The sequence below is a fragment of the Streptomyces sp. NPDC048185 genome, assembly GCF_043202495.1.
Classification (GTDB): Bacteria; Actinomycetota; Actinomycetes; order Streptomycetales; family Streptomycetaceae; genus Streptomyces.
In genome coordinates this window covers 430,823-456,495 of record NZ_JBIDAN010000006.1, presented here as the reverse complement: position 1 = coordinate 456,495, position 25,673 = coordinate 430,823, and the positions used below count along the sequence as shown (strand labels likewise).

Sequence of the window (25,673 nt, the reverse complement as noted above, 5' to 3'; positions counted from 1 at the left end):
GCCGGTCGTCGTCGCCGCCGACCGCCCGGCCGCCGGTTCCGTGGTGGGCTCGTCCGCCGGTGCCCCGGCAGGGTCGTCGGTCGGTTTCGTGGTGTGCTCGGCCGCGAGGTCACCGGTGTGGTCCGGCGTCGGGGCCGCTCGGGTCTCGTTCTTCGTCATCGTGGGCTCCCCGCCGTCATGGTGGCCCGCACGGGGCCCTTGAGTCCGGTCACGGCGTTGGCGATCAGGGCGTGACCCGCGCCCTCCCCCGTGGTCATGATCGACTCGGGGTGGAACTGCACGGCCGCCACCGGCAGCGTGCGGTGCTCGATGCCCATCACCGTGCCGTCGGCGGTGCGGGCGGTCACCCTCAGCCCGTCCGGCAGCGTCGCGGGATCGGCGTACAGGGAGTGGTAGCGCCCGGCGCGGAAACGGGCCGGCATGTTCCGGAACACCGTCCCCCCGTCACCGGTGACCTCGACCGTGGACGGCTTGCCGTGCACGGGCCACGGCAGCGTGCCGAGGGTCCCGCCGAAGTGCTCCACGATGCCCTGCAGGCCCAGGCAGACCCCGAACACCGGCAGTCCGCGCGTCAGGACACCCTCCAGCAGGGCGGACATCCCGAAGTCCGCCGGCCGGCCGGGACCGGGTGAGAGGAGCACCAGGTCGGGCGCCACGGAGTCCAGCAGGTCCAGGGGGAACCCGGCGCGGTAGGTGACCACCTCCGCGCCGGTCTGCCGGACGTAGTCGCCGAGCGTGTGCACGAAGGAGTCCTGGTGGTCGACGAGCAGGACGCGGCGCCGGCCGCCGGTCCGCGCCGCCCGCCCGGCTCCCGCCCGTACGCCGGCCCGCGCCACCGCGTCCCCGCCCGGGTTCTCGACCGCGTCGAGCAGCGCGGACGCCTTGAGCACGGTCTCGGCCTCCTCCGCCCGCGGGTCCGAGTCGAACAGCAGCGTCGCGCCCGCCCGCACCGTGGCGACGCCGTCGCGGAACTGAATCGTGCGCAGGGTGAGCGCGGTCTCCAGGCCGCCGTCGAAGCCGACGCGGCCCACCGCACCGCCGTACCAGCGGCGCGGGCTGCGCTCGTGCTCCTCGACGAAGGCGATCGCCGCCCGCTTGGGCGCTCCCGTGACGGTCACCGCCCACATGTGGCTCATGAAGGCGTCGAGCGCGTCGCGGTCGTCGCGGAGCCGGCCGCGGACGTGGTCGACGGTGTGGATGAGCCGCGAGTACATCTCGATCTGCCGGCGCGCGAGGAGCTCCACGCTGCCCGGCACGCACACCCGTGCCTTGTCGTTGCGGTCGACGTCCGTGCACATCGTCAGCTCCGACTCCTCCTTGTCGGAGCCGAGCAGCGCGCGGATCTGTTCGGCGTCCTCCTGGGGGTTGCGGCCGCGGGCGGCGGTGCCGCTGATCGGGCAGGACTCGACGGTGCGGGCGTGCGGGTCGACGCGCACGAACATCTCGGGCGAGGCCCCCACCAGGTGCTCGCCGTCGGCGAGGTTCATCAGCAGGCCGTACGGCGCCGGATTGCGGGCGCGCAGCCTGCGGAACACCTCCGAGGGCGGCGCCTCGGCGCGCCGGTGGAAGCTCTGGCCGGGCACGACTTCGAACAGGTCGCCGTCGCGGAACCGTTCCTTGGCGAGGCCGACGAGCTCCGCGTACGCCCCCGGCGCGTGGTCGCGCGGGGCGGGGGGCCGGGCGGGCGGCGCGAGGGGTGTCGCGGGCGTGGCGCGGTCGAGCCCCACGGTGCTGCGGCCGGCGTGGGAGAAGTCATAGCTGTGGCGCACGGCGGTGCCGCGGTGCCGGTCGATGCACAGGATCCGATCCGGTATGTGCAGGACGAGGACGCGGTCGCGCGGGTCACGGTCCTGGTGCTGCGGTACGGGGTCGAGCTGCAGGACGAGGTCGTAGCCGAACGCCCCGTACAGGCCCCACACGTCGTCGTGCGGTCCCGCCAGGGCGGCGACGACGGCGCGCAGCACGGTGAAGGCGGAGGGCAGCCGGGTGCGGTCCTCCTCGGCGAAGGGGACCTGGCCGTGGCGTGCGCCGCGGCTCGGGTCGATCGCGACCGTGACCGTGCCCGCGGTCCCGTCCCGGCGCGGGCCCAGCGGGGCCAGGGCCCGGAAGAGCGCGGGCAGCAGGACCCGGCCGCGTTCGTTGAGCGCGCGCAGCCGGACGTCGTCCTGGTGGGCGGTCACCTCGACGGGCGGGTCGACGTAGGCGATGTCGTGGGGCCGGTAGCGGCCCGGCTGGTCGGAACGGCCCGACATCAGCAGTCCGCGCCGGGTGTCCAGGGCTTCTTCCAGGCGGGCGAGTTCGGTCTCCGCCCGTTCGAGGTCCAGGGCCTCGGTCAGGCGGGTCACCTCGGCGCCGGCCGGGGTGGTCCACTGGTGTGCCGTCGCCGCGGTCCGGTGGGTCGTTGCCGTCATCGTGGTCCTTTGCGTCGGGTCGTCGGCGGATTCGCCGGGCTGAGGCGGGCGGGGACGGCCTGGTGGCGTACGGCCGGGGGCCGGGGGCGGCGCGGCGAGGGAGGCACGCGGCGGGGGGAGTGCGGCGCGGGTGGCGGTCAGACGCCCAGGTCCCGGCCGATGATCTCCTTCATGATCTCGTTGGTGCCGCCGTAGATCGGGTGCACCCGGTTGTCCACGAACGCCCTGGCGACGGGCGTCTCCCGCATGAAGCCGTAGCCGCCGTGCAGTTGCACGCAGCGGTCGAGCACCCGGCGCTGGACGTCGGTGGCCCACCACTTGGCCTTGGCCGCGGCCACCGCGTCGAGGCGTCCCGCGTTGTGCTCGGCCACCGCCCGGTCGACGTAGGTGCGGGCGACGTCCAGTTCGGTGGCCATCTCCGCCAGTTCGAAGCGGACGTGCTGGAACGCGCCCACGGGCTGCCCGAAGGCGGTGCGGTTCTTGCAGTACGCGAGGGTCTGGGCGAAGGCGGTCTCGGCGGCGGCCACGGCGTAGGCGGCGATGCCGAGCCGTTCCTGCGGCAGGTTGGCGGCCAGGTGCAGGAAGGCGCGGCCGGGGGTGCCGAGCAGGTTGGCCGCCGGGACGCGGACGTCGTCGAAGAACAGCTCGGCGGTGTCCTGGGCCGCCATCCCGATCTTCTCCAGCTTGCGGCCGCGGGAGAACCCGGGCATGCCGCGCTCGACCACGAGCAGGCTGAGGCCCCGCGCGCCCCGGCCGGGCCGGGTCCGGGCGACCACGACGACCAGGTCGGCGTGGATGCCGTTGGTGATGAACGTCTTCGCGCCCCGGAGCACGTAGTCGTCGCCGTCCTGGAAGGCGGTGGTCCGGATGGCCTGGAGGTCGCTGCCGGCCTCCGGTTCGGTCATCGCGATGGCGGTGACCAGGTCGCCCGAGCAGAAGCCGGGCAGCCAGCGCCGCTTCTGCTCGTCGGTGGCGAGTTCCAGGAGGTAGGGCGCGACGACGTCGTTGTGCAGGGCGAAGCCGATGCCGGTCGCGCCGACGCGCATGATCTCCTCGCTGAGGAGGACCTGGTAGCGGAAGTCGCGGACGCCTCCGCCGCCGTACTCCTCCGGTACGTCGATGCCCAGCAGCCCGAGCTTGCCGGCACGGCGCCACACCTCGCGGTCGACGAGCCCGGCACGCTCCCACTCCGCGTGGAACGGGACGATCTCCCGCTCGACGAAGTCGCGCACCATGGCCTGGAAGTCGCGGTGGTCCTGGGTCAGTTCGCTGTCGCGCATGTCCCTCGCTCCGTCTGCGGGCCGGTGGTGCGGTGGATGATCTGTTCGACGGTCCCGGTGCAGGCCCGGGTGCCGGCCTGCTCGAAGCGCACCTCGGCCACGGCACGCCGGGTGGAGCAGCTGGTCAGTACGGTCTCGATGCGGACGGGGCCGGGGAGCAGCGGTGCGTGGTAGTCGACGGACAGTCCGGCGGTGAGGAAGCCGGTGCCGTCGGGGATCGCCGACAGCATCACCAGTCCGGCGAAGTGGTCGACCAGGCAGGCGATCCAGCCGCCGAAGACGACGCCGGGGGTGAGGGTCAGCTCCTCGTCGAAGGACGTCTCGCAGACGACCAGGCCGGGCAGCCAGGAGGTGGCGGGCGGCAGGGCGAGCGTGCGGGCGGCCGGAGGGTCGGGCACCGTGCCGTCGGCCAGGCCGACGAGCATGCGCCGGCCGCTGGTGTCCGCACCGTCCGGTGCCAGGCCGCGCAGCCGGGCCGGCCGGGCGGGTGGCGGGGTGGTTTCGAGCATGCTGGCATCTCCGCGTTTCCAGGGTCGAGGGACCGGTACGGGGTGGGCGGCGCGTCCTCCCGGCGGACCGGGCGACGTCCTGCCGGACGCCGGGCGTTCCGGTTCACCGGGTCGCCCGACGGCAGTACCGCCGGCCCGGCCGCCGGGTGCCGCCCGAGACGGCACGCAGCGGACGCCGGCCCGGCGCCCGGGCGCCCCGGGTCGTCCGATGCCGCCGAGCGACCGGCGGGGCTCCGGCCGGGGTCCACCCGCGGCCGACCGGACGCACCGGACCGCCCGCAGGACGGGTCGGGCGTCGGGCGACGCGGCACGACAGGTGCCCGCGGTCTCCCGCTGCCGGGCGCTACCCGGGTCGGCCACGTCCGCCGGGTGACCGCAGCACAGGTGCCACCGTCGCCCGCTGCCGGGTCGGCCACGTCCGCCGGTGACCGCAGCACAGGTGCCACCGTCGCCCGCTGCCGGGTCGGCCACGTCCGCCGGGTGACCGCAGCACTGCCGCGGTCTCCCGATGCCGGGTCGCTGCCGGGTCGGCCACGTGCGCCGGGCGTGCCGCACCACGGTGGCAACCGCACCGCACCGCCGGTCCGGGTGGCGTGGGGCCGCCGCCGCGACGGGGCCGGGGGATGTACCCCGGCGCGGCGGCGGCCCGGTTCAGGGGGCCGGCGTGCCGTCCGAGGGCGCCGCGCTGCCGAGGTCGGCGACCTGTTCGATGTCGCGGTGCCGGAACGCCATCTCCCGTTCGGTCAGCGCGTCCACGGCGGCCTTGTCGTCCAGGGCGCGCAGCGCTTCCTCGTCCACCTCGTGGAAGCCGAGGACGCCCATCTTGGCCAGCGCCTCCTGGACCCGGGGTCCGAACATCCCGATCTCCTTGAGGCCGGGCACGATGCGCATGAAGACCAGCCGGCGGAACTCCCGCTTGGCGGGCGAGCGCCGGGAGGCCTTGATCGCCTCCTCGCCGTAGCCGAGCTGCTGCCAGATCTCGTCGTCGACGTACCGGTCGCGCAGCGCCCAGCAGCCCTCGACGACGAAGTCCTCGCGCTCCTTCAGCTCCGCCTCGGAAAGCTGCGGGTAGTAGCCGCGCAGCAGCAGCCGGCCGAAGGCCACGTGCCGGGCCTCGTCTCGGGCGACGTAGGCGCTGAAGGCACGCGCCAGCGGGTCGCGCAGCCGCTCGCGGTGCACGCCGAAGGTGGCCAGGCCCATGTTCTCGACGAGGATGTGCGCCGCCAGCACCCCGAAGTCCCAGCGGGGCTCGCGCATCGCCTGCTCGAACATGGCGGAGATCGACGGGGACAGCCCGTAGCGCAGCCCGATCTTGGTGTGCAGGAACCGGTTGAAGCCCTCCACGTGCCGGGCCTCGTCCATCATCTGCGTGGCCGCGTACAGCTTGGAGTCGAGGTCCTCCACGGTGAGCAGGATCTTGCCGACCGCGATGAGCGCGGCCTGCTCGGAGTGGAGGAACTGCGAGTACAGCCAGCCGCTGCTGTGCCGGCGCACGATGCGCCGTTCGCTCTCCGGCAGCCGGTCCCACAGCTTGGAGCCGGCGATGGAGATGAAGTCGTCGGGAAGGCCCAGCGGGTCGTCGGGGTCCACCTCGTGGTCCCAGTCGAGCCGCTCGTCCATGTCCCACTGGCGCTGCTTGCCCTGCTGGTACAGCCGGACCAGCTTGTCGTTGCGCCGGTCGTAGTCCCACTGGATGACGGCCCGGCCGTTGACCGGGACGGCCCACTCGCCGGCGAGGTCCGTCAGTACCTCGGGACGCGTGTAGTCGGTGGTGCTCATGAGCTGTTCTCCCTGTCGGCGGTGAGCGTCTGCCGGGCGATCTCGCGCAGGTCGGTGCGCAGGGCCTTGCCCGCCGGGTTGCGCGGGATGCGCTCGATCGGCAGGAAGTGGGTGGGCCGCTTGTAGGGGGCGAGGCCCGCCACGCACAGCCGCAGCAGTTCCTCCGGGTCGAACCGGTCGTCGTCGGTGGGCTGCACGAACGCCACCGGCGTCTGGCCCCAGGTCTCGGACGGCACCGGTACGACGACCACGTCGGCGACGTTCGCGGACTGCCGCAGCACGTGTTCGATCTCGGCCGGGTAGACGTTCTGGCCGCCGCGCAGGACGAGGTCGTTGCGCCGGTCGACGACCCAGACCCGGCCGTCGGCGTCGACGCAGCCCACGTCGTGGGTGTTGAGCCGGCCGTCGCGCAGGACGTCGGCGGTGGCCTCCGGGTTCTTCCAGTAGGCCTGCATCAGCCCGTCGCCGCTGACCTGGAGCTCGCCGATGACACCGGCGGGCACCTCGCGCCCGTCGGCGTCGGTGACGCGCAGCCCGGCGCCGAGCATGGGCACGCCGACGCAGACGGCTCCGGGGACCGGCGGCGGTCCGACGGGCGTGTCCGGGCGCAGGGTGAGGACGGGGCCGCCGCCCTCGGTGATCCCGAAGATGGTCTGCAGGTCGGCGCCGAGCCGCTCGCGGGCCTCGCGGGCCAGGTCCTCGGGCATCGGGGCGGCGCCGTGGAGCAGCAGCCGCAGCCGGGACAGGTCGGTGCCGGGCAGGCCCTTGGCCCGCAGCAGGAGCCGGACCATGGACGGCACGAGGAAGGCGTGCTCGATCTCCCACCGCTCCAGGGCGGCCAGGCAGCCCTGCGGGGTGAAGCGGTCCAGGACGCAGACGGTGCCGCCCGCGGCCAGGTGGTCCAGGGCGATGACGACGCTGCCGTGGAAGAGCGGGCCGGCGTTGAGGAAGGCGGTGCCCGGGCGCGGGCCGACGTCGGCGAGCCAGGACAGCGCGTTGATCTGGAGCGAGCGCTGGTCGACGACGACGCCCTTGGCGCGGCCGGTCGTCGCCGAGGTGTGCAGGATCAGCACGGGGTCGGCCATGCCGGTGCCGGCCTCGTCCGCGGCCCCCGCGTCCGCGGACCCGGCGTCCTCGTCGGGCAGTTGGGCGACGGTCGCGATGTCGGTGACGGGCAGCCCCGGGTACAGGGCGCCCAGCCGGGCCGCGTACGCCTCCTCGGCGACGGCCGCCGAGGGCTCGACGGACTCCATGATGGCGCCGATCTCCGGGTCGGTCAGCGCGGGGTTGACCGGCACCGCGACCAGGCCGGCGACGGCGCAGGCGAAGTAGGTCTCCAGCACCTCGACGCGGTTGGTGCTGAGCACCAGGACGCGGCTGCCGGGCAGGGTGTCGTGGCGCAGCCGGGCGGCCAGCGCCGCCACGTCCCGGTGCAGGGTGCGCCAGCTGACGTCGCGGCGGACGTCGCGCAGGGCGAGGGCGTCGGGGTCCCGGTCGAGGCCTCGGCGCAGCACGTGGTTCAGCCACATGTCAGCTCGCCTCCGCCCCGGCCAGCCGGGCGACGGCGCGGACCGTGGTGAGGCCGAGGAGTTCCTCGTCCTCCAGCGGCCGGCCGAGCTCGTCCTCCAGGCTCAGCGCGATGCGGATCAGCTCACCGGAGCCGATGCCGGCGCCGGCGAAGTCGTCGTCGTCGCCGAGCCGGTCCAGCAGGACGGGGTGGTCCAGGCTGCCCCGGATCAGGGCGCGTACGTCGGTCAGGGAGCGGACGGCGGTCATGAGCTCCTCCTGGGGCGGGCGCCGACGCCGACCATCGCCCAGTAGGGGGCGGGTTCGCCGTCGAAGTACACGAGGGGTTCGGCGCTGTCGGTGCGGCAGGGCAGCAGCCGGTTGAAGCGGCTGCCGAAGCAGGCGGCGGCGAACTCGGGCGACTCCGCGACGCCCCGTTCGTCGCCGACCGTGGCGACGAAGGCGAAGACCGGGTCGAGCGACTTGTGCACGCCGTCCTCGACGACGTCGCACCAGGCGTGGTCGCTGCCGAACAGCCCGAGCAGGTAGCCGCGGCGAGCGGTGGCCTGCAGTCCGGCCGCGCGCAGCCGGTCGGCGAGCAGCCGGGAGGCGACGACGCAGTCGGCGATGCCGAGTTCCCAGGCCCGGTGGTGGTCGGCGCGCAGGGGTTCGGGCACGGTCTGGTAGATCACGCGGCGCGCGGCCAGGGCGTCGACGACCTCGGACCACGCCTCGTGGACGCGCGGGTCGCGCACGGTGTGCGCGGCGCCGGTCAGCCGGATGGCCGCGGTGTATCCCGAGTCGTGCAGCGGCCGGCCGAACGGTCCGCCCTCCAGCAGTTCCACGCCGGGCGCGGACAGGTCGGGGACGCGGACGGTCACCTTCCGGCTCCCGTCGCCGGCGGCGCGGTCCTCCGCCGCCTCGCCGCCGGCCGTACGGGAGGGATGGACGCCGATCTCCCAGTCGCGTGGCGCGAACCAGCTCGCCCGGGGGGCGGCGGCGAAGCGCATCAGGAAGCGCAGGCCGAGTTCGGGCACGGTCTGGCCGGTGCCGCAGAACATGCCGACGTTCATCAGGTCGTCGTAGTCGAACAGCGGCCCCCGGGCGGAGTCGACGACGTGCGGCAGTCCCGCCGAGGCGAGCCGCGCGACCTGGTCGGGGGCGGCCCGCAGGGCGCGGGCCGCGGTGGTGGTGTCGGTGTCGTAGCGGGCGACGTCGGACGGCGCGGTGCGGAACCGGTCGAGGGCGCCGAGCAGGCTGTCGGCGGCGGCGGTCTCCACGGTCATACGGAGCTGCCCTCCCGGGTCAGCCGGGCCACGAAGTCCGCCAGTTCGCGCACGGTCGCGGTCTCGAAGAGGAAGTCGTCGGGGATGACGACGTCGCACTCGTCCTCGATCTCGGTGATCGCGCGCAGGGCCTTGACGGACTCGATGCCCGGCACGGCCGACAGCGGCTTGTCGGGGTCCACGGAGGACTCGGCGACGCCGGCCTGTGCGGCCAGTGCCCGTACGACGATGTCCAGGGTCGCGGTGACGCTCACGAGTGCTGTCCTTCCGGTGCGGTGGGCAGTGCGGAGTGGTGGCGGCGGTACAGGTCGGCCGCGCCGGAGCGCTTGACCTTGCCGGAGCTGGTGAAGGGGAGGGTCTGCGGGGAGACCGCGAGGGTCTCGACGGCGGTGAGGCCGAGGTGTTCGGCCAGCCGGGTGCGGATGGCCTCGCCGACCGCGCGGGCCGTGTCGGTGTCGAGCTTCGTCTCCCAGATCACGACCATGTACTCCTCCCGGTCGTCCTCCCAGGCGAAGGCGGCGCAGTGCCTGCGGTCGACGCCGGGGGTGGACTTGACGATCTCCTCGACGTCCTCGGCGTAATAGTTCTGGCCGCGCACCACGGCCATGGCCTTCACGCGGCCCATGACGTAGAGCTCGCCGTCGTGGCGGAAGCCGATGTCGCCGGTGCGGAGCATGCCGTCCGGGGTGAAGGGCTGCTGCTCGGCGGGGAGTCCGAGGTAGCCGGGCGTGACGGGGGCGCCGCCGATCTGCACCTCGCCGACCACGCCGTCCTCGAGGGGTGTGCCGTCGGCGTCGCCGATGCGCACCTCGACGCCCTCGACGGGCCTGCCGCAGGAGACGACGGTGCGGGTGGTGGGGCCGGACTCGGCGGCTTCCCTGACGCGGTCGCCGACGGCGAGGCTGGAACGTTCCGCCTCCAGGCTGCGGTACGGGGAGCCGGGGACGCCGGTGCTGACGATCAGGGTGGCCTCGGCGAGGCCGTAGTTCGGCTGGACGACCTGGGGGCGCAGCCCGTACGGCGCGAACGTCCGCTGGAACTCCTCCAGGCTGGAGCGGCGCACCGGCTCGGAGCCGTTGCCGCCGTAGCGCCAGGCGGACAGGTCCAGGTCGTCGGGGATGCCCTTGGCGGCGGCGGCGACCAGGTAGTCGTAGAAGAAGTTCGGGGCCGGCAGGATCGTGGCACGGCTGGCCGCGAACTCGGCGAGCCACCGCATCGGGCGGCGGACGAAGTCGCCGGGCTGCCACAGCGAGATCGGCGAGCCCATGCGCAGCGCGGCGAGCAGCGTGAACAGGCCCATGTCGTGGAAGAGCGGCAGCCACTCGCCGAGCCCGTCCTCACGCGTCCACCGGGTGCCGGCCTCGATCGCGTCGAGTCCGGCGGACACGTTGGCGTGGGTGACCACGACGCCCTTGGGGGCGGAGGTGGAGCCGGAGGTGTACTGGACGATCGCGGGTGCCGTGCCGCCGCCGTGCGGGGCCGGCAGGTCCTCGCGGGCGTGCGGGGCGTCGGCGATGTCGATGAACGGGATGTGCGGGACGGCCTCGGCGACGCGGGCGACGATGCGGCCGCCGAGGCTGCCGTCGACGAGCATGGCGTCCAGTTCCGCGTCCTCGGCGATGCGCCGGACGTGGGCGGCGTAGGCGTCGGCGCCGCCGAAGGCGACCGGCAGGGCCAGCGGGACGGCCGCCGCGTCGAGGCGGAGCGCGGCGAGCATGCCGCGGACCCAGGGCTCGCCGTTGGCCATGAGCAGGCCGACCCGGCGCGGGGCGCGGCCGTCGCGGGCCGCGAGCACGGCACCGGCGGTGCGCTCGGCACGGTCGAACAGGGCGGTGCCGGAGACGGGTTCCTCCGTGCGCGAGGGCGTGTGCAGCAGCGTGCCGTCGTGCAGGCCGCGGGAGAGTTCGTGCCAGAGGTGCGTCATGCTGCTCAGGCCTCCTTCGGGGCGGTGGCGGGGGCGGCGGTGCGGTGGACGCTGCCGGCGAGCCTGCGGCGCAGCACGGACCTGCGGACCTTGCTGGTGCCGGTGACGGGCATGGCCTCCCACTCCCAGAAGCGCACCCGCAGGCCGGGGAGCCCGGCCTCGGCGGCGACGGCGCGGAAGCGTCCGGCGTCGGGGGTGGTGCCGGGGCGGGGGCAGGCCACCGCGAAGACGGTGCCGTCGTCGTCCTTGACCAGGACGAGTTCGACCAGTTCGGGCAGGGCCTCCAGCAGGTGGTCCTCCTTCTCCAGGAGGCTGCCGACGCCGTCGACGTGCTCGACGCTGCGGTCGAGCAGTTCCAGCGAGCCGTCGTCGAGGAGACGGCCGATGTCCCCCATGGGCCACCAGGCGTCCGCGGGCGGCATCGGGTCGCCGCCGACGTAGCCGCGCATCCGGCCGGGTGAGCGGGTCTCGATCAGGCCGGGCGTGTTCGGCGGCTGCGGGACGCCGTGCTCGTCGACGATCCGGATCTCCATGCCGCCACCGCTGTGGCCGACGTTGCGCGGCGAGTAGTCGGCGGACTCCTCGCGGGTGACGATGCGCAGGCAGATGGGGCCGGACTCGGTCTGCCCGTAGGCCTGGAAGTAGTGGGCGCCGGGGTGCTCGGAGGCGTTCAGCAGCGTCCGCACGGTGCGCGGGTGCATGGCGTCGAAGGTGCTGATGAACCGTTCGACGTGCTGGAAGGGGCGGTCGGGGTCGTCGGCGAGGGACTCCCACTGGATGTAGATGTTGGGGTGGGTCTCCAGCGAGGTCGGACTGTGCTCGAGCATCAGCCGCTTGACGTTCGCGGGGTCCGGGTCGGCGATGGCCAGCGCGGGCATCGCGGTCTCCAGCGAGGCCAGCGTGCCCGCGCAGGTGCGGGCGTGCACGAAGGACAGGTGCTTGGCGTTCAGGTCCTGCGGCGAGTACTGGTCCCGGAAGATCATGATCATCGGGGCGACCATGCCGAACAGGGACCGGGTGGAGTGCGCGGCCATCTTGGGCGCCCCGGTGGTGCCCGAGGAGTGGGTGATGACGAACCACTCGTCGGCGTCGCGCGGGTCCGCGGTGTGGGCGACGCGCTCCTGGAGCGGTACGACCCACTGCTCGTCCGTCTCCTCCAGGCACAGCACGTTGCGGGTCAGGCGGCGCAGCGCGTGCCGGTGTTCGGCGAGCCGCGACAGGCCGGTCGAGTCGACGACCAGGTAGGGGTCGTCCAGGCGGGCGAAGCACTCCAGGAGCTCCCCCGTCTCCATGGCGGAGGAGAGCAGGGCGGGCAGGGCACCGATCTTGCCGAGGGCGCACATCACGCCCTCGACCTCGATGTGGTTGCGCTGCACCACGGCGACGACGTCCCCGCGGCGGATGCCGCCGGCCCAGAACCGGTCGGCGTAGTCGTCGACCGCCCGCGCGAAGTCCGCGAAGTCGCGGACGGGGTGGTCGTAGGTGCGCCAGGGCGTGTCGGACAGGAAGGGGGTGTCGGGGTACTTCTCCGCCGCGACGGCCGGGAGGATCCCGAGGGGCGCGGTCGGCTGCGGCATGACATCGAGCTTCAGTGCGGATATGTCAGGCATGGAAAGTCCCCCTGCTCGGCCTGGCGAAGACGTCCGGGCAGCACGACGTGCGCGCCGGGATATGGCTGTCCGGTGTCGGAAGTGGTCGGGATCGCTCACCGTTCGGTCGGGAGCGGCCGACATGAGACAAGAGGGGGTTCCCGGCCGATGCACTCCACCGAAATCCGAGATTTTCCGGACGCTCCGGCTCCGCCACGGCCGCACCCGGCGCACCCCGGTGCGCGGTGAGCGGCGGAGCCGTGGCCGGGCGGCGTCAGCGCGCCCGGGAGAAGAGCCGCTCGGCGGTCCGGGCGACCAGGTCGGGCCGTTCCTCGTGGAGGTAGTGACCGCAGTCCGGGACCACCTGGACCCGCAGGTCGTCGGCGTGCCGTCCGGCCGGCGTCAGCACGCTCGGGGGCAGCATGAAGTCACGCGCCCCTCCCATGATCACGGTCGGGGTGGTGAGCCGGAGCCTCTTGTAGCGGCCCGTCAGCAGCCGTGCGATGTCCCGCAGGGCGAAGGCCCGGTGCAGTGCCTCCCCGGCGCGCGCCCGTGCGGGCTCCCGGCCGGCGCGGACGAACTCCTCCATCGCGTCCGGCGTCCAGACCGCGCCGTCCACCACGCCCTTGCGCATCAGGTAGCGCGTGAACCCGGGTCGGTGGCGCAGCATCCAGCGCCCGAGGAGCGGCTGCTCCAGCAGTGCGGTGTACCAGAAGCGCCAGGACTGCGGCATGAGGCGCCGGTGCAGCGGCCAGGGGTGCATCATGTTCAGCGCCAGGTAGTGCGAGACGCGCTCGGGTGCGGCCAGGCAGAGGTGGAACCCGGTCCAGGCGCCCCAGTCGTGCCCGATGAGCCGCACCCGGTCCAGGCCCAGTTCGTCCAGGAGGGCGACCACGTCGGCCACCCTGCTGTCGGTGTCGTAGCCCTTGGCCGGGGCGTCGGACCAGCCGAAGCCGCGCTGGTCCACGCAGATCAGCCGGTAGCGGCCGGACAGCAGCGGGATCAGCCGCCGCCAGCCGTACCAGTGCTGGGGAAAGCCGTGCAGCAGCACGACCGGCTCCCCCTCTCCCGCCTCGGCGACATGCAGGCGTACGCCGCCCCGCACGGTCACCCAGCGGTGGCGCACGCCGTCCAGTTCGGGCTGGGGCGGTGAGGCTGAGGCGTTCTCCACGGACTCCACGGAAGCTCCTGTGAGTTGTCGGACCGGTGCGTTCGGTCGGTCAGGAGGCGGCGACCGGGCCAAAGGTTCCCGCCGAGCACCGGCTCGCGGACCGGCCCCTCGCCGGGGCGTGGCGACGGTGAGGGGCCGGCGCGGGGGAGCCCGGCCCCGGCGCGAGAGGACCGCTGCCGCCGGACCGGTGACCGGTGGCCCCGGCAGCCAACACGCCGATGCCGCAGGCGCGGTGGCCTGGTGACCGGTGGGCGGTGGCCGGTGCGCGGTAGCCGGTGGCCGGTGGCTGCGAACACGCCGATGCCGCAGGCGCGGTGGCCCAGGCGGCGGTGGCCGGCGTCCGCGCACACGGCGTCGCCGCCGGGCCGGAGCCCGGCGGCGACGGAGGGCGGCAGCGACAGGGGCAGTGGGGCGCCCGTCAGCTCCCGCCCGCGCACAGCCGCGCGGTCAGTGCGGCGATCTCGGCGGTCTGGGAGCCGTTGAGGCGGGGATCGCAGGCGGTCTCGTACCGCACGTGCAGACCGTCCTCGGCGATGCCCGCGCCGCCCCCGACGCACTCGGTGACCTCGGCGGGCGTGGCCTCCAGGTGGAGACCGCCGGGTGTCGCGCCGGCGGCCCGCACCGCCGCGAAGAAGCCGCGGATCTCGTCGGCCACCGTCGCCACGTCCCGGGTCTTGTGCCCGCTGCCGCCCACATAGGTGTTGCCGTGCATCGGGTCGCACATCCACACCACCAGGTGGCCCGAGCCCGCCACCTCCTCCAGCAGCGGCGGGAGCAGCTCGCGCACCTGGCCGGCGCCCATCCGCGAGATCAGCACCAGGCGCCCCGGCTCCCGGTCCGGGTCGAGCCGGGCGCACAGCGCGGCCAGCCGGCCGCGGTCGGTGCCCGGCCCGATCTTGACGCCCACCGGATTGGCGACCCCGGACAGGAACCGCACGTGCGCCCCGTCGGGGTCACCGGTGCGCGCGCCGATCCAGGGCAGGTGGGCGGAGGTCAGGCACAGGCTGCCCGTCACGGGGTCGCGCCGCACCTGGGGCTCCTCGTAGTCGAGGACCAGCATCTCGTGGCTGGTCCACACCGCCGGGACGCCGGGCACCGTCGCCCCCGGCAGGGCCATGCCGGACTCGGCCAGCTCCCGCAGCAGGGCGAGGACCTCGCGCGCGTGCTCGTGGCCGCGCAGCAGCCGCATGGCGTCGGGAACGCGCGCGGCCGGCTCGGGGCGCGGATCGTTCACGAGGTGCCCGCGGAAGGACGGCAGCAGCAGTCCGCCGACCCGCTCGGTCGGGGAGGAACGCGGTTTGGCGTACTGGCCCGCCAGCCGGCCGACGGGGATCACGGGCCGGCCCAGCGCGGCCCGGACGGTGCCCGCGGTGCCGTGGAGCTGGCCGACGCGCGCCGCCACACCGGCGAACGTCGGGGCGTCGAAGGTCTCCGCGCAGTCGCCGAGCTGCACCACGAAGGCCTCCCCGGCGGCGGCCTCGGCGAGGGCGCGGCGCAGGTCGAGGATCTCGTCGGACCGTACGAGGGGTGCGGCGCCGGCCAGCCGGGCGCGGATCCGGCGCAGCAGTCCCGGGTCGGGCCAGTCGGGCTGCTGCTCGGCCGGGTGTGCGCGCCAGTCGGACGGCGTCCACTGAGGCACGCGTCGGGGTGAGGTGAGTACGGCGGGCGGGTGCATGGCGGGATCGGCCTCCGTCGTGGGATGCGGGCAGGGGTGAGGGCGAGCGGGGAACACGTGCGGGAAGCGGGGAGCGGCGCCCGGTCTCAGTCCTGGGGCAGCGCCCAGCACAGGACGCCCCGGTCGGGCAGTTGCCGGACGCTCACGTGGACGCGGGTGCGGGGGTGGCCGGCGGCCCAGGCGAGGTAGCCGGCCCCGTCCGGCTCCAGTCGCACGTCCCGCAGCCCCCGCGGGGCCGGGTCCACCAGCGGGTGGAGTGCCTTGAAGGCGGACTCCTTCGCGGAGTACAGGGCGTGCAGGCGCCGCGCGGCGGTGCGGGGCGTGCCGAGCAGCGGGCGTTCGGGTCCGCGCAGCACCAGGTGGGCCGCCCGGACGGGCAGCGGGGTCATCTCCAGGTCGACGCCCAGGGCCCGGAACCGGACCGAGGGGCCGGCGACGGCGACCGCGACTCCGCCGGAGTGGCTGATGGACGCGGCGATGCCCTCGGGCAGCCGGGGGCGGGGCCCGTCGCACAGCACGGAACCGGCGGTCAGTCCCGCCGCGCGCACCGCCCGGTGCAGGGCGCTGCGTCCGATGAGGAAGTCGCTCCGGCGCGCTTCCGGCATGGTCCGCGCCAGGCTCCGCTCCTCGTCGGTCACCGCGACGGGCGGTCCCTCGTGGGCCGAGGCGACCCCGAAACCCATGCCCGGAATGCGCGGACCATTACTGGAAAAAGCGCGGTGAAGATTGTGGAGCGGCCCACTGAAATACACGATGCTCGCTTCCCCGTCCGTTGTCGTCGGTATCCGCGAGAACCGGGGACCGACCGCCCGGGCGAACCCTTCTCCGGCCCGCACAACGGTCGGTATCCTGGTTTCTCACACAGGGAAGAGGGCCCATGGAGCGCATGTACTCCCCTGCGCGCCGAATCCCTTCGTCCGCGACTTCCGCGGGCCCATGACGTCAGATTTTTCCAGGTCTTGACCATCCCGGGAGACAGTGCGACGCTCCCTCACATACGTAACCTCACGTACGCGTGAAGAGGGAGCGACAGCAATGACCGGTTCGGTGGACAACGATTGGCCGCTGGCCGAACTCGACGCGATACGCCGGCTGAGGATCATCGCGTCCAGCGCCCGCCACCCGGCCTTCGCCGAGCGCCGCTTCGACGTGCCGGTCGACCGCGTCTGGTCCGTCGCGTCCGACCTGGAGGCCGAACTCCCGCTCATCGTCCCGGGGCTGCGGTCCTTCACCGTCACGGAGTCCTCCGGTGACCGCCTGGCGGGCCGGGCGGTCGGCGCCCTCGGTTACCGGGAGAGCTTCGACGTCGTCCTGCGCCCCGGGTGGTGCCTGATGCAGGGCACCGCGCTGACCAGCGGCATGGCCGCCGTGCCGGACGGTGACGGCTGCCGCTTCGCCTTCTTCAGCACCCTGCGCCTGCCGGGTGGCGGCACGCTGGACCGGTTGCGCGCCCCCTGGTCGGCGAGGCGGGCCGAGAGGATGCTCGACCGCCTGGGCGAGCGGGTCGCCGCCCGCTCAGCCCCAGGCCGAGCGGAATGACCGGCGGGCCCGGAACAGCCGCGACCTGACGGTGCCCACGGGTATCTCCAGCAGCGCGGAGACCTCCTGTTCGCTCAGGCCCTCGACGTGACGCAGCATCAGCACCGCCCGGTGCTCCAGCATCAGGCGGCCCAGCGCGTCCGTGATGTCCGAGGCCAGGTGCAGGTCCCCCGCGACCGGCAGGTCCTCCCACTCCATCGGCACGGTGGGCTGGCGCCGGCGCTGGTTGGCGAACTTCAGCGCCTCCCGCACGGCGATCGCCCGCACCCAGCCGAACAGGGCCGCCGGCTCCTTCAGCTGGCGGATGCTGCGGAACACCGCGATCAGCGCCTCCTGCGCGGCATCGGGGCCGTCCTGCAGCGCCACCGGACCGCAGATCCGGCCGACGAAAGGGGCGAGGATCTCCAGCAGTTCGTCCATCGCCAGCGCGTCCCCGCGTCGCGCCCCCTCGACCAGGCGGGCCAGCAGCTCCGGATCCCGTTGCCCCGTGCGCCCCTCTCCGCCCCCGCTCACCGCGCCCCCGCCGTCGCCGCGACCGGGCGGCAGGCGCGCAGGGAATTTCGAGATTCAACTGAATAGCCGGACGACGGGAACGGGCGACGCCGAACCCTCTCGTATTGACGGGAATTCAAACAGACCTTGCCGACAACCGCTTTCCAGAGAAATAGCTGCACCATGTGTGACGGACCCCCCGTGGATGGCTAATTCAATAGCCGCACATCGCGCCCACCCTAGCACCGGGTGCAGAAATCCGGGAGGTTGAGCCGAGGAGCCCGCCCCGGCCGGGCAGATGCCCGGCGGCGGCCGCAACAGATCGCCCCAGAACGCATCACCTCTCCCCACCCGGGTGATAACCCGGCACACCGGAATAGCGCTCCGCGCATGCCGGGGAGTGCCTCGGCGTTCGCTCCGCCCGGCACTCACTGTCCGCCAACTCCGATGCCGCCCGGCGAACCGGTCCCCCGGCCCGCGGGACGGACATCCCACCCGGACAGAGGCCCGTCGGCGCCCATGCACTCCCTCGCCCGCCGATTCCAGTTCCAGCCAGTTCCCGACGGACGGGAGTGCCCGGCCGCCGCCGCTCCTCCTCATCCACGAAAGCTCCCACACCGACGCCGTCCTGGTGCCGCCGCTGGAGCGCCGACGTCCAAGGGAGGAGAACGGCACATGATCACAGCCCGAGCGGGCACCCTGCGCGAGGCCCCTGCCCCACGGTCCGACACACAGGAGGACCCCTGGGCCGCGGGAGGCGTCCTCGTGCGGGCCGCCCAGTCCGGCGACGCCATGGCCCTCAACGATCTGCTGGGGCTGCTCACGCCGTACGTGAGCCGGCTGTGCCGGCCGATCGCCCTCGGCCACAGCGCCGACGCCGTGCAGGAGGCGCTGATCGCGGTCTTCCAGGGCATGCCCCGGCTCCGCGACCCCCGCGCCCTGTACGCGTGGGTGCGCACCATCACGGTGCGCGAGGCGGTGCGGGTGGCCCGCCGGGCCGAACGCGAGACGCCCGTGTGCGAGTTCGACGACATCGTCTGGCCGGGCAGCCCGGAACTGGCCGTGGACATCCAGGACGTGCTCGCCCGCATGTCCACGGAACACCGCGCGGTCCTGGTGCTGCGCGAACTCGAGGGCCTGGACGAGCGGTCCGCGAGCCGGATCCTCGACATCTCCTGCGGCACGATGAAGTCCCGGCTCCACCGTGCCCGTCACAGCTTCCGAAAGGCGTGGCCGCGATGACAACGAACTGGCCCACGGCCGAACTCGACCCGGTCCGGCGCCTGCGCGTCATGGCCGCGGGACTGCGCGCCGTCATGTACGCGGAGGCCCATGTCGACCTGCCGATGGCGGACGTGTGGTCCGTCGCCGGGGATTTGGAGGGAGAGCTCCCCCATCTGGTACCGACGCTGCGCGAGTTCCGGTGCCGGCCCTGCGGCGGGGACCGCTTCCACGGCCGGGCGTACGGCCCCCTCGGCCACACCGCACGTTTCGACGTCCGGCTCCAGCCCGGCTGGTGCCTGATGCAGAGCGAGTACGTGGTCGGCGGCATGGCGGCCGTCGCCGAGGGGTCGGGCACGCGCTTCGCGGTGCTCGGCGGTCTGCGCCGGCCCTGGTCCGCTCCGCTGCAGACCGCCCTGCGCCCGCTGGGCCGGTCCCGGGGCCTGCTGATGATCGACCGGGCCACCCGGCGCGCACGGCTCCGGCGGGACGCCCGGGAGGCCGGCTGAGCGGCCGGGGCCGCCGCCGGACGGGGCCGGGCGGCGGACCCCCCGCCGCCGCCCGCTCCGTACCGCCCGCCCCCGCCGAAGACGGGGGCTAACCCCCGTGCCGGCGCCGTCCCCGCCCCCTACCGTGGGAGCCATGACGGGAATGGACGGGCGGGACACCGACCTCAAGAAGGAACTCGACGCCACCCTGCAGACCCGCAGGGAGCTCGGTGAGGAGTACGAGTCCGCACTGGTCGACTCGTTCCTGGAGAGGGTCGAGCAGCGCATCGACGGCACGGTCGAGCGCCGGGTGCGCCGGCAGTTCGCCGAGCAGCAGATGTCGGCGGCCCGGGACAGCCGCTCGCCGCGGTCCACCGACTCCTTCGGCGAGCGTTTCGGCTTCGGCATCGTCTCGCTGGTCCTCGCCGTCCCGCTCTCCGCGATCGGCGGCGGCGTCGCCCACCTGCCCGGGCTGCTGACCGCCTGGGCGGGCATCGTCGGGGTCAACGTCGTCCAGGCCGCCCGTACCAACCCGGGCCTCTTCGGCCGCCGCCGCACCGCCGGCCGCGAGGACCGCTGGGAGGACTGAGCACACCGGAGGACTGCGCGGGGACCGCCGCACCCCCATCGCCGGGGGGCGGGACGACGACGGTCCCCGCGGGGGACGCGGTGCCGGGCCTCACGGCCGGGCGGCGCGTCCGTGGCGTCCGTGGAAGTCCGGGAGCCGCTCCGGAAGGTCCTCGACGCCGTTCGGTGCCGGCCGGGCGGGAGGCCTCCCCCAGTGCTCAACGCCTGGGAGGCACCCCCTCCGCCCTGCCGACACCCCCTACTGTGCCGACCTCGTGTTAAGCGGGTGCTGCGCCGACGTGACGCGCGCGTACCACTTCCGCGAAGTCCACGGGCCCGTGCGGGCGCCGGGCCTACTTGCCGCCCTTGGCGAGGAAGGCCAGCAGGTCCTGACGGCTCACCACGCCCGTCGGCTTGCCCTCGACCAGGACGATCGCCGCGTCGGCGGAGCCGAGCACGGACATCAGGTCGGCGACCGGCTCGCCGGAGCCGACCTGCGGCAGCGGGGCGGACATGTGCTTCTCCAGCGGGTCCTCCAGCGAGGCGCGCTGGGCGAACAGGGCGTCCAGCAGCTCGCGTTCCACGACCGAGCCGACGACTTCGGCGGCCATCACGTCGGGGTGGCCGGCGCCGGGCTTGACGATCGGCATCTGCGAGACGCCGTACTCGCGCAGGACCTCGATGGCCTGGCCGACGGTCTCGTCCGGGTGCATGTGGACGAGGGAGGGGATGGCGCCGTGCTCCTTGTCGTTCAGGACGTCGGCGACGCGGGCGCTGGGGCCGGTGTCCTCCAGGAAGCCGTAGTCGGCCATCCACTCGTCGTTGAAGATCTTGCTGAGGTAGCCCTTGCCGCTGTCCGGCAGCAGGACGACGACGACGTCGTCCTCGCCGAGCCGCTCGGCCACCTCCAGCGCCGCGACCACGGCCATGCCGCAGGAGCCGCCCACCAGCAGGCCCTCCTCCTTGGCGAGGCGGCGGGTCATCTGGAAGGAGTCCTTGTCGGAGACGGCGACGATCTCGTCCGCGACGTCGCGGTCGTAGGCCGTGGGCCAGAAGTCCTCGCCGACGCCCTCCACGAGGTACGGGCGTCCGGAGCCGCCGGAGTAGACGGAGCCCTCCGGGTCGGCGCCGATCACCTTCACCGCGCCCTCGCTGACGTCCTTCAGGTAGCGCCCGGTGCCCGAGATGGTGCCGCCGGTGCCGACGCCGGCGACGAAGTGGGTGATCTTCCCCTCCGTCTGCTCCCACAGCTCGGGGCCGGTCGAGTGGTAGTGGGAGAGCGGGTTGTGCGGGTTGGAGTACTGGTCCGGCTTCCAGGCTCCCGGCGTCTCGCGGACCAGGCGGTCGGAGACGTTGTAGTAGGAGTCCGGGTGCTCGGGGTCGACCGCCGTCGGGCAGACGACGACCTCGGCGCCGTAGGCGCGCAGCACGTTGATCTTGTCCGTGGACACCTTGTCAGGGCAGACGAAGATGCACTTGTAGCCCTTCTGCTGGGCCACGATCGCGAGGCCGACGCCCGTGTTGCCGCTGGTCGGCTCGACGATGGTGCCGCCGGGCTTCAGTTCGCCGCTCTGCTCGGCGGCCTCGATCATGCGCAGGGCGATGCGGTCCTTCACCGAGCCGCCCGGGTTGAAGTACTCCACCTTGGCCAGGACGGTGGCCCTGATGCCCTTGGTCACGCTGTTGAGCCGCACCAGCGGGGTGTTGCCGACGAGGCTGATCATCGAGTCGTGGAAATGCACCGTGGTCTCCGGATGCCGCAAAAGATGTGGTCGTGATTGGTTCCGCCAGCCTATGGCCTGGCGGCCCGCCGATGCCCTGTGTCGGTCGTTCACTCCGCGTCGAGATTGGGCGACCGTCCGTACGGGGCAAGCAGTGGGTGTACGGCTCGATGGAGGTGGCGGCGACGTATGACGAGCATGTCGAGGGCGCGGGTGGCCCGGCGGATCGCGGCCGGCGCCGCGTACGGCGGCGGCGGGATCGGGCTGGCCGGCGCGGCCGCGGTCGGTCTGCTGCTGGCGGAGGTGCAGCTGGCCAGGCGCCGGGTGGGCATCGGCACGCCCGACCGGGTGCCGAACGCGGCGGGACTGTACGGCGGCACTCTGGCGACAGCCGCCGAGGCGCCGCTGCGGCTGGTGATGCTGGGCGACTCGACGGCCGCCGGGCAGGGCGTGCACCGGGCCGGCCAGACCCCGGGCGCGCTGCTGGCGTCGGGGCTCGCGGCGGTGGCCGAGCGGCCGGTGGAGCTGCACTCGGTCGCGGTGCCGGGGGCCCGGTCGGACGACCTGGACCGGCAGGTGGGGCTGGTGCTCGCCGATCCGGGCCGGATGCCCGACATCTGCGTGATCATGGTGGGGGCGAACGACGTGACCCACCGCATGCCGGCCACCCGCTCGGTGCGGCACCTGTCGACGGCGGTACGGCGGCTGCGCACGGCCGGCGCGGAGGTGGTCGTCGGCACCTGCCCGGACCTCGGCACCATCGAGCCGGTACCGCAGCCGCTGCGCTGGCTGGCCCGGCGGACCTCGCGGCAGCTGGCGGCGGCGCAGACGATCGGCGTCGTGGAACAGGGCGGGCGCACGGTGTCGCTGGGCGACCTGCTGGGACCGGAGTTCGCGGAGAACCCGCGGGAGCTGTTCGGCCCCGACAACTACCACCCCTCCGCGGAGGGGTACGCCACGGCGGCGATGGCGGTCCTGCCGTCGGTCTGCGCGGCACTCGGCCTGTGGCCGGCGGAGGAAGAGCGGCCCGACGTCGCCCGCCGGGAGGGCTTCCTGCCGGTGGCCCGGGCGGCGGCCGAGGCTGCGGACGAGGCCGGCACGGAGGTCGCGGCGGCGATGCCCACGGGGCCGCGGGGACCCTGGGCCCTGCTCAAGCGCCGCCGCAGGCGGAGGGTCTCGGAGGCGGAACCGGCGACGTCGGCACAGCGGAGGTAGGCGGGAAGGGGCGTCGGCCCGATCGGCGTTCGAGCACGAGGCCGTCCAGGCGCCGCAGCGGCGGGGGCGGCATCCGTGCCCCCGGAGGGGCGCGGGGAACGGCGCGACCGGCCACGGACGGCCCGCGCCCGGCCACGGCTCCCCGCGCCCCCGCACCGCGTCCACCCGACCACCGGGGGGCCAAGCAAGCGCTTAGAAAGTTGCGGCCCATGTCACACACCCAGACCCGTGACCCGGGCCATACGTCCGGGTAACTTCCCAACCAGCCGCCTCATCCCCGCGACGCCACTGGAGCCGTGATGCCCGAAGCCGTGATCGTCTCAGCCGCCCGCTCCCCCATCGGCCGCGCCTTCAAGGGCTCCCTGAAGGACCTGCGCCCCGACGACCTGGCCGCCACGATCATCCAGGCGGCGCTCGCCAAGGTCCCCGAGCTGGACCCGAGGGACATCGACGACCTGATGCTCGGCTGCGGCCTGCCCGGCGGCGAGCAGGGCAACAACCTCGGCCGGATCGTCGCCGTCGAGATGGGCATGGACCACCTGCCCGGCTGCACCGTCACCCGGTACTGCTCCTCGTCCCTGCAGACCTCCCGCATGGCCCTGCACGCCATCAAGGCCGGCGAGGGCGACGTGTTCATCTCGGCCGGTGTCGAGATGGTCTCCCGCTTCGCCAAGGGCAACTCCGACAGCCTGCCGGACACCCGCAACCCCCTCTTCGCCGAGGCCGAGGCCCGCACCGCCGAGGTCGCGCAGCAGGAGGGCACCACCTGGCACGACCCGCGCGAGGACGGCCTCGTCCCCGACCCCTACATCGCGATGGGCCAGACCGCCGAGAACCTCGCCCGCGTCAAGGGCGTCACGCGGCAGGACATGGACGAGTTCGGCGTCCGCTCGCAGAACCTCGCCGAGGAAGCCATCAAGAACGGCTTCTGGGAGCGCGAGATCACCCCGGTCACGCTGCCCGACGGCACCGTGGTGTCCAAGGACGACGGCCCGCGCGCCGGCGTCACCCTGGAGGGCGTCCAGGGCCTGAAGCCCGTCTTCCGCCCCGACGGCCTGGTCACCGCCGGCAACTGCTGCCCGCTCAACGACGGCGCCGCCGCCCTCGTGATCATGAGCGACACCAAGGCCCGGGAGCTGGGCCTGACCCCGCTCGCCCGCATCGTCTCCACCGGGGTCTCCGGCCTCTCCCCCGAGATCATGGGCCTCGGCCCGGTGGAGGCGAGCAAGCAGGCGCTGTCCCGCGCCGGTCTGACCATCGACGACATCGACCTGGTCGAGATCAACGAGGCCTTCGCCGCGCAGGTCATCCCCTCCTACCGGGACCTCGGCATCCCGCTGGAGAAGCTGAACGTCAACGGCGGCGCCATCGCCGTCGGCCACCCCTTCGGCATGACCGGCGCCCGCATCACCGGCACCCTGATCAACTCCCTCCAGTGGCACGACAAGCAGTTCGGCCTGGAGACGATGTGCGTCGGCGGCGGCCAGGGCATGGCCATGGTCATCGAGCGCCTCAGCTGAGCCGGGACCGGCTGCTGAGGAACCGTCAGTAGCACCCCGGGGACCCAGCGTCACCCTTCGGCCCAGAACCCGGCGGCACCAGGGTTCTGGGCCGATTTGTGACCCAAACTCCCCCAGGATGTGACCTACCTCTCCCGCCACCGCGATCCCTGCAGGTCAGCCCCGTCACAGGCGTACCTCACGGGCCCAAAGCCCTGTCCCTTTCGTGACGTTACGCACTGACAGACGGCCGGTCCGCCCTTCAAGCTGAGGTAGGAAGTCGGGGGTCGACTTTGAAACCGGGAGTACGTCCGTGAGCGCCATGCCGATCGCCCTGCTGCTCACCACGGCCGCCACCGGCGCCGTGGGCGTCGCCGTCCTGCGCGCTGTCCTCGTGCTGCGCCGCCAGGTCGCGGCCCTGCACACCGAGCTGACGGAGAGCCGCGCCGCCGCGAAGCGGAGCCGGGTCCCGGCCGCCCGCACCACCAGCGACGCCGAGGAGATACGCGCCGCCGTCGCCGAGGCGCTCGCCGAGGAGCGCGAGCGGGAACTCGCCGAGGCGCGCGCCTTCTGGGCCGCCCAGGAGTCCCGCGACGCCTCCGACGCCCCCCTGCTGCTCGGCCTGTCCGACAGCGAGCTGTTCCTGCCCCGCCAGGCGGACCTCGTGGGCCTGGAGCCGGTGGCGGAGCCGGGCGCGGACGCCGACGAGCCGGCCGGGGAGTCCGCCGAGCTGGCCGCGGCCCGCCGCCGGCACCCCTCGCACCCGGACTTCGTGCCGAACCCGGCCCCGGCCGTGAACGACCACGAGCGCACCGTCGCCGCGCTGGAGGAGCTGGCCGCCTCCCACGTCGCGCTGGCGGACGTCCGCCCGGGCCCGCTGGGCACCCTCGACGTGTACGTCTTCGCCGACGGCACCACCCTGTGCATGACGCCGGGCCACCGTGAGACCGCGGAGCGCCTGGCCGCCGCCCTGCGGGCGGGCCGGACGCCGTACCTCCTGGGCGGCTCGGGCATCTCCGGCGCCTACACGCTGACCTTCGCGTGCGGCGAGGAGAACGTCTACATCCTGGCGGACCGGGTCATCGCGTCCCTGTAGTCGCGGGAGCGCTCGGGCGCGCCCTCACACCCCGGCCCGCTTGCGGGCCTCCTCTACCAGCCGCACCGCCTGCTCCACCTGGTCCGCGTCCGTCAGGACGACGGCCAGGTCGTGCGCGGCCACGGCGATCTGGTCGGCCGCGGCGAACATCCCCGCGTCCGGCATCTCCCGCGGCTCGGCGTCCGGGTCCTCCGCGAGCTGGGCGCGCCGGGCGAGCTCCCTGGCCAGCTCCAGCGCCTCGGCGGCGGCCCCGCGTTGCAGCCTGCTCTGCGGGGCGGCCCGCAGCCGGTCGGCGAAGTCGTCCACGGCACGGGTCAAAGGCGTCGTATCAACCACGGCGTGAGCGTACGCGGCGTTCCGGGACTGTTGCCAACGGACGAACGCTCAGGCACGGTGACCTGAAGGACCGGCTTACATCCCCTTTCGCCCGGAGGCGCCGATGTCCCACGTCTTCTCCGAGGAGACCCACCGCAACCTGCTCGCCCGCATCCCCCACTGCACCGGTCGTGAGATCGCCGACTGGCTGCGCGCCGTCGAGGACGGACCCGCTCTCTTCCGCTTCGAGGAGAAGGTCAGCTGGCTCCGTCACGAACACAACCTCGCGTACGGCCACGCGAAGGCCATCGTCCACGAGTACGACCTGAGGAGGGCCGCGCGCAATCTGCTCTAGGCGTGCACCGTTCCACCGGTGGTGATGAACCACGA

Annotated in this window: 24 protein-coding genes; 8 read left to right on the top strand and 16 right to left on the bottom strand. The window is 73.8% G+C overall.

From position 1 onward, the window contains the following. Positions 1-155: 155 nt before the first annotated feature. From ACGF3H_RS20745 to ACGF3H_RS20685, 13 genes are all read right to left on the bottom strand, one after another. Positions 156-2,411, bottom strand: coding sequence for an anthranilate synthase component I (locus tag ACGF3H_RS20745; protein WP_362497757.1), 2,256 nt, complete (start codon positions 2,409-2,411; stop codon positions 156-158). Positions 2,412-2,548: 137 nt separating this feature from the next. Beyond that, on the bottom strand, positions 2,549-3,691 hold the full coding sequence (locus tag ACGF3H_RS20740; protein WP_362497760.1) for an acyl-CoA dehydrogenase family protein: 1,143 nt from the start codon (positions 3,689-3,691) through the stop codon (positions 2,549-2,551). After that, positions 3,673-4,200 carry a hotdog domain-containing protein gene (locus ACGF3H_RS20735; RefSeq protein ID WP_362497763.1) on the bottom strand — a complete coding sequence of 176 codons (528 nt, stop codon included), beginning with the start codon at positions 4,198-4,200 and terminating at the stop codon, positions 3,673-3,675. The genes ACGF3H_RS20740 and ACGF3H_RS20735 overlap by 19 nt, the downstream gene beginning before the upstream one ends. A gap of 651 nt (positions 4,201-4,851) precedes the next feature. Beyond that, positions 4,852-5,979 carry a ferritin-like domain-containing protein gene (locus tag ACGF3H_RS20730; protein WP_362497765.1) on the bottom strand — a complete coding sequence of 376 codons (1,128 nt, stop codon included), beginning with the start codon at positions 5,977-5,979 and terminating at the stop codon, positions 4,852-4,854. Next, positions 5,976-7,508, bottom strand: a complete 1,533-nt coding sequence (locus ACGF3H_RS20725; RefSeq protein WP_362497768.1) for an AMP-binding protein — start codon at positions 7,506-7,508, stop codon at positions 5,976-5,978. Before ACGF3H_RS20725 ends, ACGF3H_RS20730 begins: the two co-directional genes overlap by 4 nt. 1 nt (position 7,509) lies before the next feature. Continuing rightward, positions 7,510-7,755: a phosphopantetheine-binding protein gene (locus tag ACGF3H_RS20720; protein ID WP_362497771.1), complete on the bottom strand. Its 246-nt coding sequence runs from the start codon at positions 7,753-7,755 to the stop codon at positions 7,510-7,512. Continuing rightward, a complete protein-coding gene (locus ACGF3H_RS20715; RefSeq protein WP_362497774.1) occupies positions 7,752-8,771 on the bottom strand; it encodes a hypothetical protein in 1,020 nt (339 codons plus the stop codon). Before ACGF3H_RS20715 ends, ACGF3H_RS20720 begins: the two co-directional genes overlap by 4 nt. After that, complete coding sequence (locus tag ACGF3H_RS20710; protein WP_161163652.1) at positions 8,768-9,025, bottom strand: acyl carrier protein; 258 nt, start codon at positions 9,023-9,025, stop codon at positions 8,768-8,770. Before ACGF3H_RS20710 ends, ACGF3H_RS20715 begins: the two co-directional genes overlap by 4 nt. Next, complete coding sequence (locus ACGF3H_RS20705) at positions 9,022-10,695, bottom strand: AMP-binding protein (RefSeq protein WP_362497776.1); 1,674 nt, start codon at positions 10,693-10,695, stop codon at positions 9,022-9,024. Before ACGF3H_RS20705 ends, ACGF3H_RS20710 begins: the two co-directional genes overlap by 4 nt. 5 nt (positions 10,696-10,700) lie before the next feature. Continuing rightward, complete coding sequence (locus ACGF3H_RS20700; protein WP_362497779.1) at positions 10,701-12,305, bottom strand: AMP-binding protein; 1,605 nt, start codon at positions 12,303-12,305, stop codon at positions 10,701-10,703. A gap of 253 nt (positions 12,306-12,558) precedes the next feature. Continuing rightward, positions 12,559-13,464 (bottom strand): alpha/beta hydrolase, encoded by a 906-nt coding sequence (locus ACGF3H_RS20695; protein ID WP_362497782.1) that lies wholly within the window; start codon positions 13,462-13,464, stop codon positions 12,559-12,561. A 409-nt stretch (positions 13,465-13,873) separates the two neighbouring features. Next, positions 13,874-15,094 carry a 3-deoxy-7-phosphoheptulonate synthase gene (locus ACGF3H_RS20690; RefSeq protein ID WP_362497785.1) on the bottom strand — a complete coding sequence of 407 codons (1,221 nt, stop codon included), beginning with the start codon at positions 15,092-15,094 and terminating at the stop codon, positions 13,874-13,876. Positions 15,095-15,216: 122 nt separating this feature from the next. Beyond that, positions 15,217-15,813 (bottom strand): 4'-phosphopantetheinyl transferase superfamily protein, encoded by a 597-nt coding sequence (locus tag ACGF3H_RS20685; RefSeq protein ID WP_362497788.1) that lies wholly within the window; start codon positions 15,811-15,813, stop codon positions 15,217-15,219. A gap of 352 nt (positions 15,814-16,165) precedes the next feature. Between ACGF3H_RS20685 and ACGF3H_RS20680 the strand changes: the two genes are divergently transcribed. Beyond that, on the top strand, positions 16,166-16,669 hold the full coding sequence (locus tag ACGF3H_RS20680) for an SRPBCC family protein (protein WP_362497790.1): 504 nt from the start codon (positions 16,166-16,168) through the stop codon (positions 16,667-16,669). Here the strand turns inward: ACGF3H_RS20680 and ACGF3H_RS20675 are convergent. Continuing rightward, on the bottom strand, positions 16,646-17,182 hold the full coding sequence (locus ACGF3H_RS20675; protein ID WP_362497792.1) for an RNA polymerase sigma factor: 537 nt from the start codon (positions 17,180-17,182) through the stop codon (positions 16,646-16,648). The two genes, ACGF3H_RS20680 and ACGF3H_RS20675, sit on opposite strands and share 24 nt — an antisense overlap. 654 nt (positions 17,183-17,836) lie before the next feature. Here ACGF3H_RS20675 and ACGF3H_RS20670 point away from each other — a divergent pair. From ACGF3H_RS20670 to ACGF3H_RS20660, 3 genes are all read left to right on the top strand, one after another. Continuing rightward, entirely contained in the window at positions 17,837-18,403 is a 567-nt protein-coding gene (locus ACGF3H_RS20670) for an RNA polymerase sigma factor (protein WP_362497796.1), read from the top strand. Further along, entirely contained in the window at positions 18,400-18,891 is a 492-nt protein-coding gene (locus ACGF3H_RS20665; protein ID WP_362497799.1) for a hypothetical protein, read from the top strand. The genes ACGF3H_RS20670 and ACGF3H_RS20665 overlap by 4 nt, the downstream gene beginning before the upstream one ends. 142 nt (positions 18,892-19,033) lie before the next feature. After that, positions 19,034-19,459: a hypothetical protein gene (locus tag ACGF3H_RS20660; RefSeq protein ID WP_362497954.1), complete on the top strand. Its 426-nt coding sequence runs from the start codon at positions 19,034-19,036 to the stop codon at positions 19,457-19,459. A gap of 331 nt (positions 19,460-19,790) precedes the next feature. Here the strand turns inward: ACGF3H_RS20660 and ACGF3H_RS20655 are convergent, their stop codons facing one another. Continuing rightward, positions 19,791-21,179 (bottom strand): cystathionine beta-synthase, encoded by a 1,389-nt coding sequence (locus ACGF3H_RS20655; RefSeq protein ID WP_362497801.1) that lies wholly within the window; start codon positions 21,177-21,179, stop codon positions 19,791-19,793. 168 nt (positions 21,180-21,347) lie between these two features. On the opposite strand from ACGF3H_RS20655, the gene ACGF3H_RS20650 reads away from it, so the two are divergent. From ACGF3H_RS20650 to ACGF3H_RS20640, 3 genes are all read left to right on the top strand, one after another. Continuing rightward, positions 21,348-22,373, top strand: a complete 1,026-nt coding sequence (locus ACGF3H_RS20650; protein WP_362497804.1) for an SGNH/GDSL hydrolase family protein — start codon at positions 21,348-21,350, stop codon at positions 22,371-22,373. 299 nt (positions 22,374-22,672) lie between these two features. Continuing rightward, positions 22,673-23,893: an acetyl-CoA C-acetyltransferase gene (locus tag ACGF3H_RS20645; protein ID WP_362497806.1), complete on the top strand. Its 1,221-nt coding sequence runs from the start codon at positions 22,673-22,675 to the stop codon at positions 23,891-23,893. 292 nt (positions 23,894-24,185) lie between these two features. After that, on the top strand, positions 24,186-24,968 hold the full coding sequence (locus ACGF3H_RS20640) for a hypothetical protein (RefSeq protein ID WP_362497809.1): 783 nt from the start codon (positions 24,186-24,188) through the stop codon (positions 24,966-24,968). A gap of 24 nt (positions 24,969-24,992) precedes the next feature. On the opposite strand, the gene ACGF3H_RS20635 is transcribed toward ACGF3H_RS20640, so the two are convergent. After that, the gene (locus ACGF3H_RS20635) at positions 24,993-25,304 is read right to left on the bottom strand and encodes a hypothetical protein (RefSeq protein WP_362497812.1); all 312 of its coding nucleotides are present in this window, start codon (positions 25,302-25,304) and stop codon (positions 24,993-24,995) included. Between the two features lie 103 nt (positions 25,305-25,407). Here ACGF3H_RS20635 and ACGF3H_RS20630 point away from each other — a divergent pair, with 103 nt between their 5' ends. Beyond that, entirely contained in the window at positions 25,408-25,638 is a 231-nt protein-coding gene (locus tag ACGF3H_RS20630; RefSeq protein ID WP_225637830.1) for a DUF4287 domain-containing protein, read from the top strand. Positions 25,639-25,673: the final 35 nt, after the last annotated feature.

Coding starts and splice junctions, on each gene's coding strand:
- ACGF3H_RS20705 (WP_362497776.1), bottom strand. CDS start 10,695: ATGACGCACCTCTGGCACGAACTCTCCCGCGGCCTGCACGACGGCACG.
- ACGF3H_RS20720 (WP_362497771.1), bottom strand. CDS start 7,755: ATGACCGCCGTCCGCTCCCTGACCGACGTACGCGCCCTGATCCGGGGC.
- ACGF3H_RS20715 (WP_362497774.1), bottom strand. CDS start 8,771: ATGACCGTGGAGACCGCCGCCGCCGACAGCCTGCTCGGCGCCCTCGAC.
- ACGF3H_RS20665 (WP_362497799.1), top strand. CDS start 18,400: ATGACAACGAACTGGCCCACGGCCGAACTCGACCCGGTCCGGCGCCTG.
- ACGF3H_RS20745 (WP_362497757.1), bottom strand. CDS start 2,411: ATGACGGCAACGACCCACCGGACCGCGGCGACGGCACACCAGTGGACC.
- ACGF3H_RS20730 (WP_362497765.1), bottom strand. CDS start 5,979: ATGAGCACCACCGACTACACGCGTCCCGAGGTACTGACGGACCTCGCC.
- ACGF3H_RS20670 (WP_362497796.1), top strand. CDS start 17,837: ATGATCACAGCCCGAGCGGGCACCCTGCGCGAGGCCCCTGCCCCACGG.
- ACGF3H_RS20685 (WP_362497788.1), bottom strand. CDS start 15,813: ATGGGTTTCGGGGTCGCCTCGGCCCACGAGGGACCGCCCGTCGCGGTG.
- ACGF3H_RS20735 (WP_362497763.1), bottom strand. CDS start 4,200: ATGCTCGAAACCACCCCGCCACCCGCCCGGCCGGCCCGGCTGCGCGGC.
- ACGF3H_RS20650 (WP_362497804.1), top strand. CDS start 21,348: ATGACGAGCATGTCGAGGGCGCGGGTGGCCCGGCGGATCGCGGCCGGC.
- ACGF3H_RS20740 (WP_362497760.1), bottom strand. CDS start 3,691: ATGCGCGACAGCGAACTGACCCAGGACCACCGCGACTTCCAGGCCATG.
- ACGF3H_RS20725 (WP_362497768.1), bottom strand. CDS start 7,508: ATGTGGCTGAACCACGTGCTGCGCCGAGGCCTCGACCGGGACCCCGAC.
- ACGF3H_RS20630 (WP_225637830.1), top strand. CDS start 25,408: ATGTCCCACGTCTTCTCCGAGGAGACCCACCGCAACCTGCTCGCCCGC.
- ACGF3H_RS20680 (WP_362497790.1), top strand. CDS start 16,166: ATGACCGGTTCGGTGGACAACGATTGGCCGCTGGCCGAACTCGACGCG.
- ACGF3H_RS20645 (WP_362497806.1), top strand. CDS start 22,673: ATGCCCGAAGCCGTGATCGTCTCAGCCGCCCGCTCCCCCATCGGCCGC.
- ACGF3H_RS20700 (WP_362497779.1), bottom strand. CDS start 12,305: ATGCCTGACATATCCGCACTGAAGCTCGATGTCATGCCGCAGCCGACC.
- ACGF3H_RS20660 (WP_362497954.1), top strand. CDS start 19,034: ATGGACGGGCGGGACACCGACCTCAAGAAGGAACTCGACGCCACCCTG.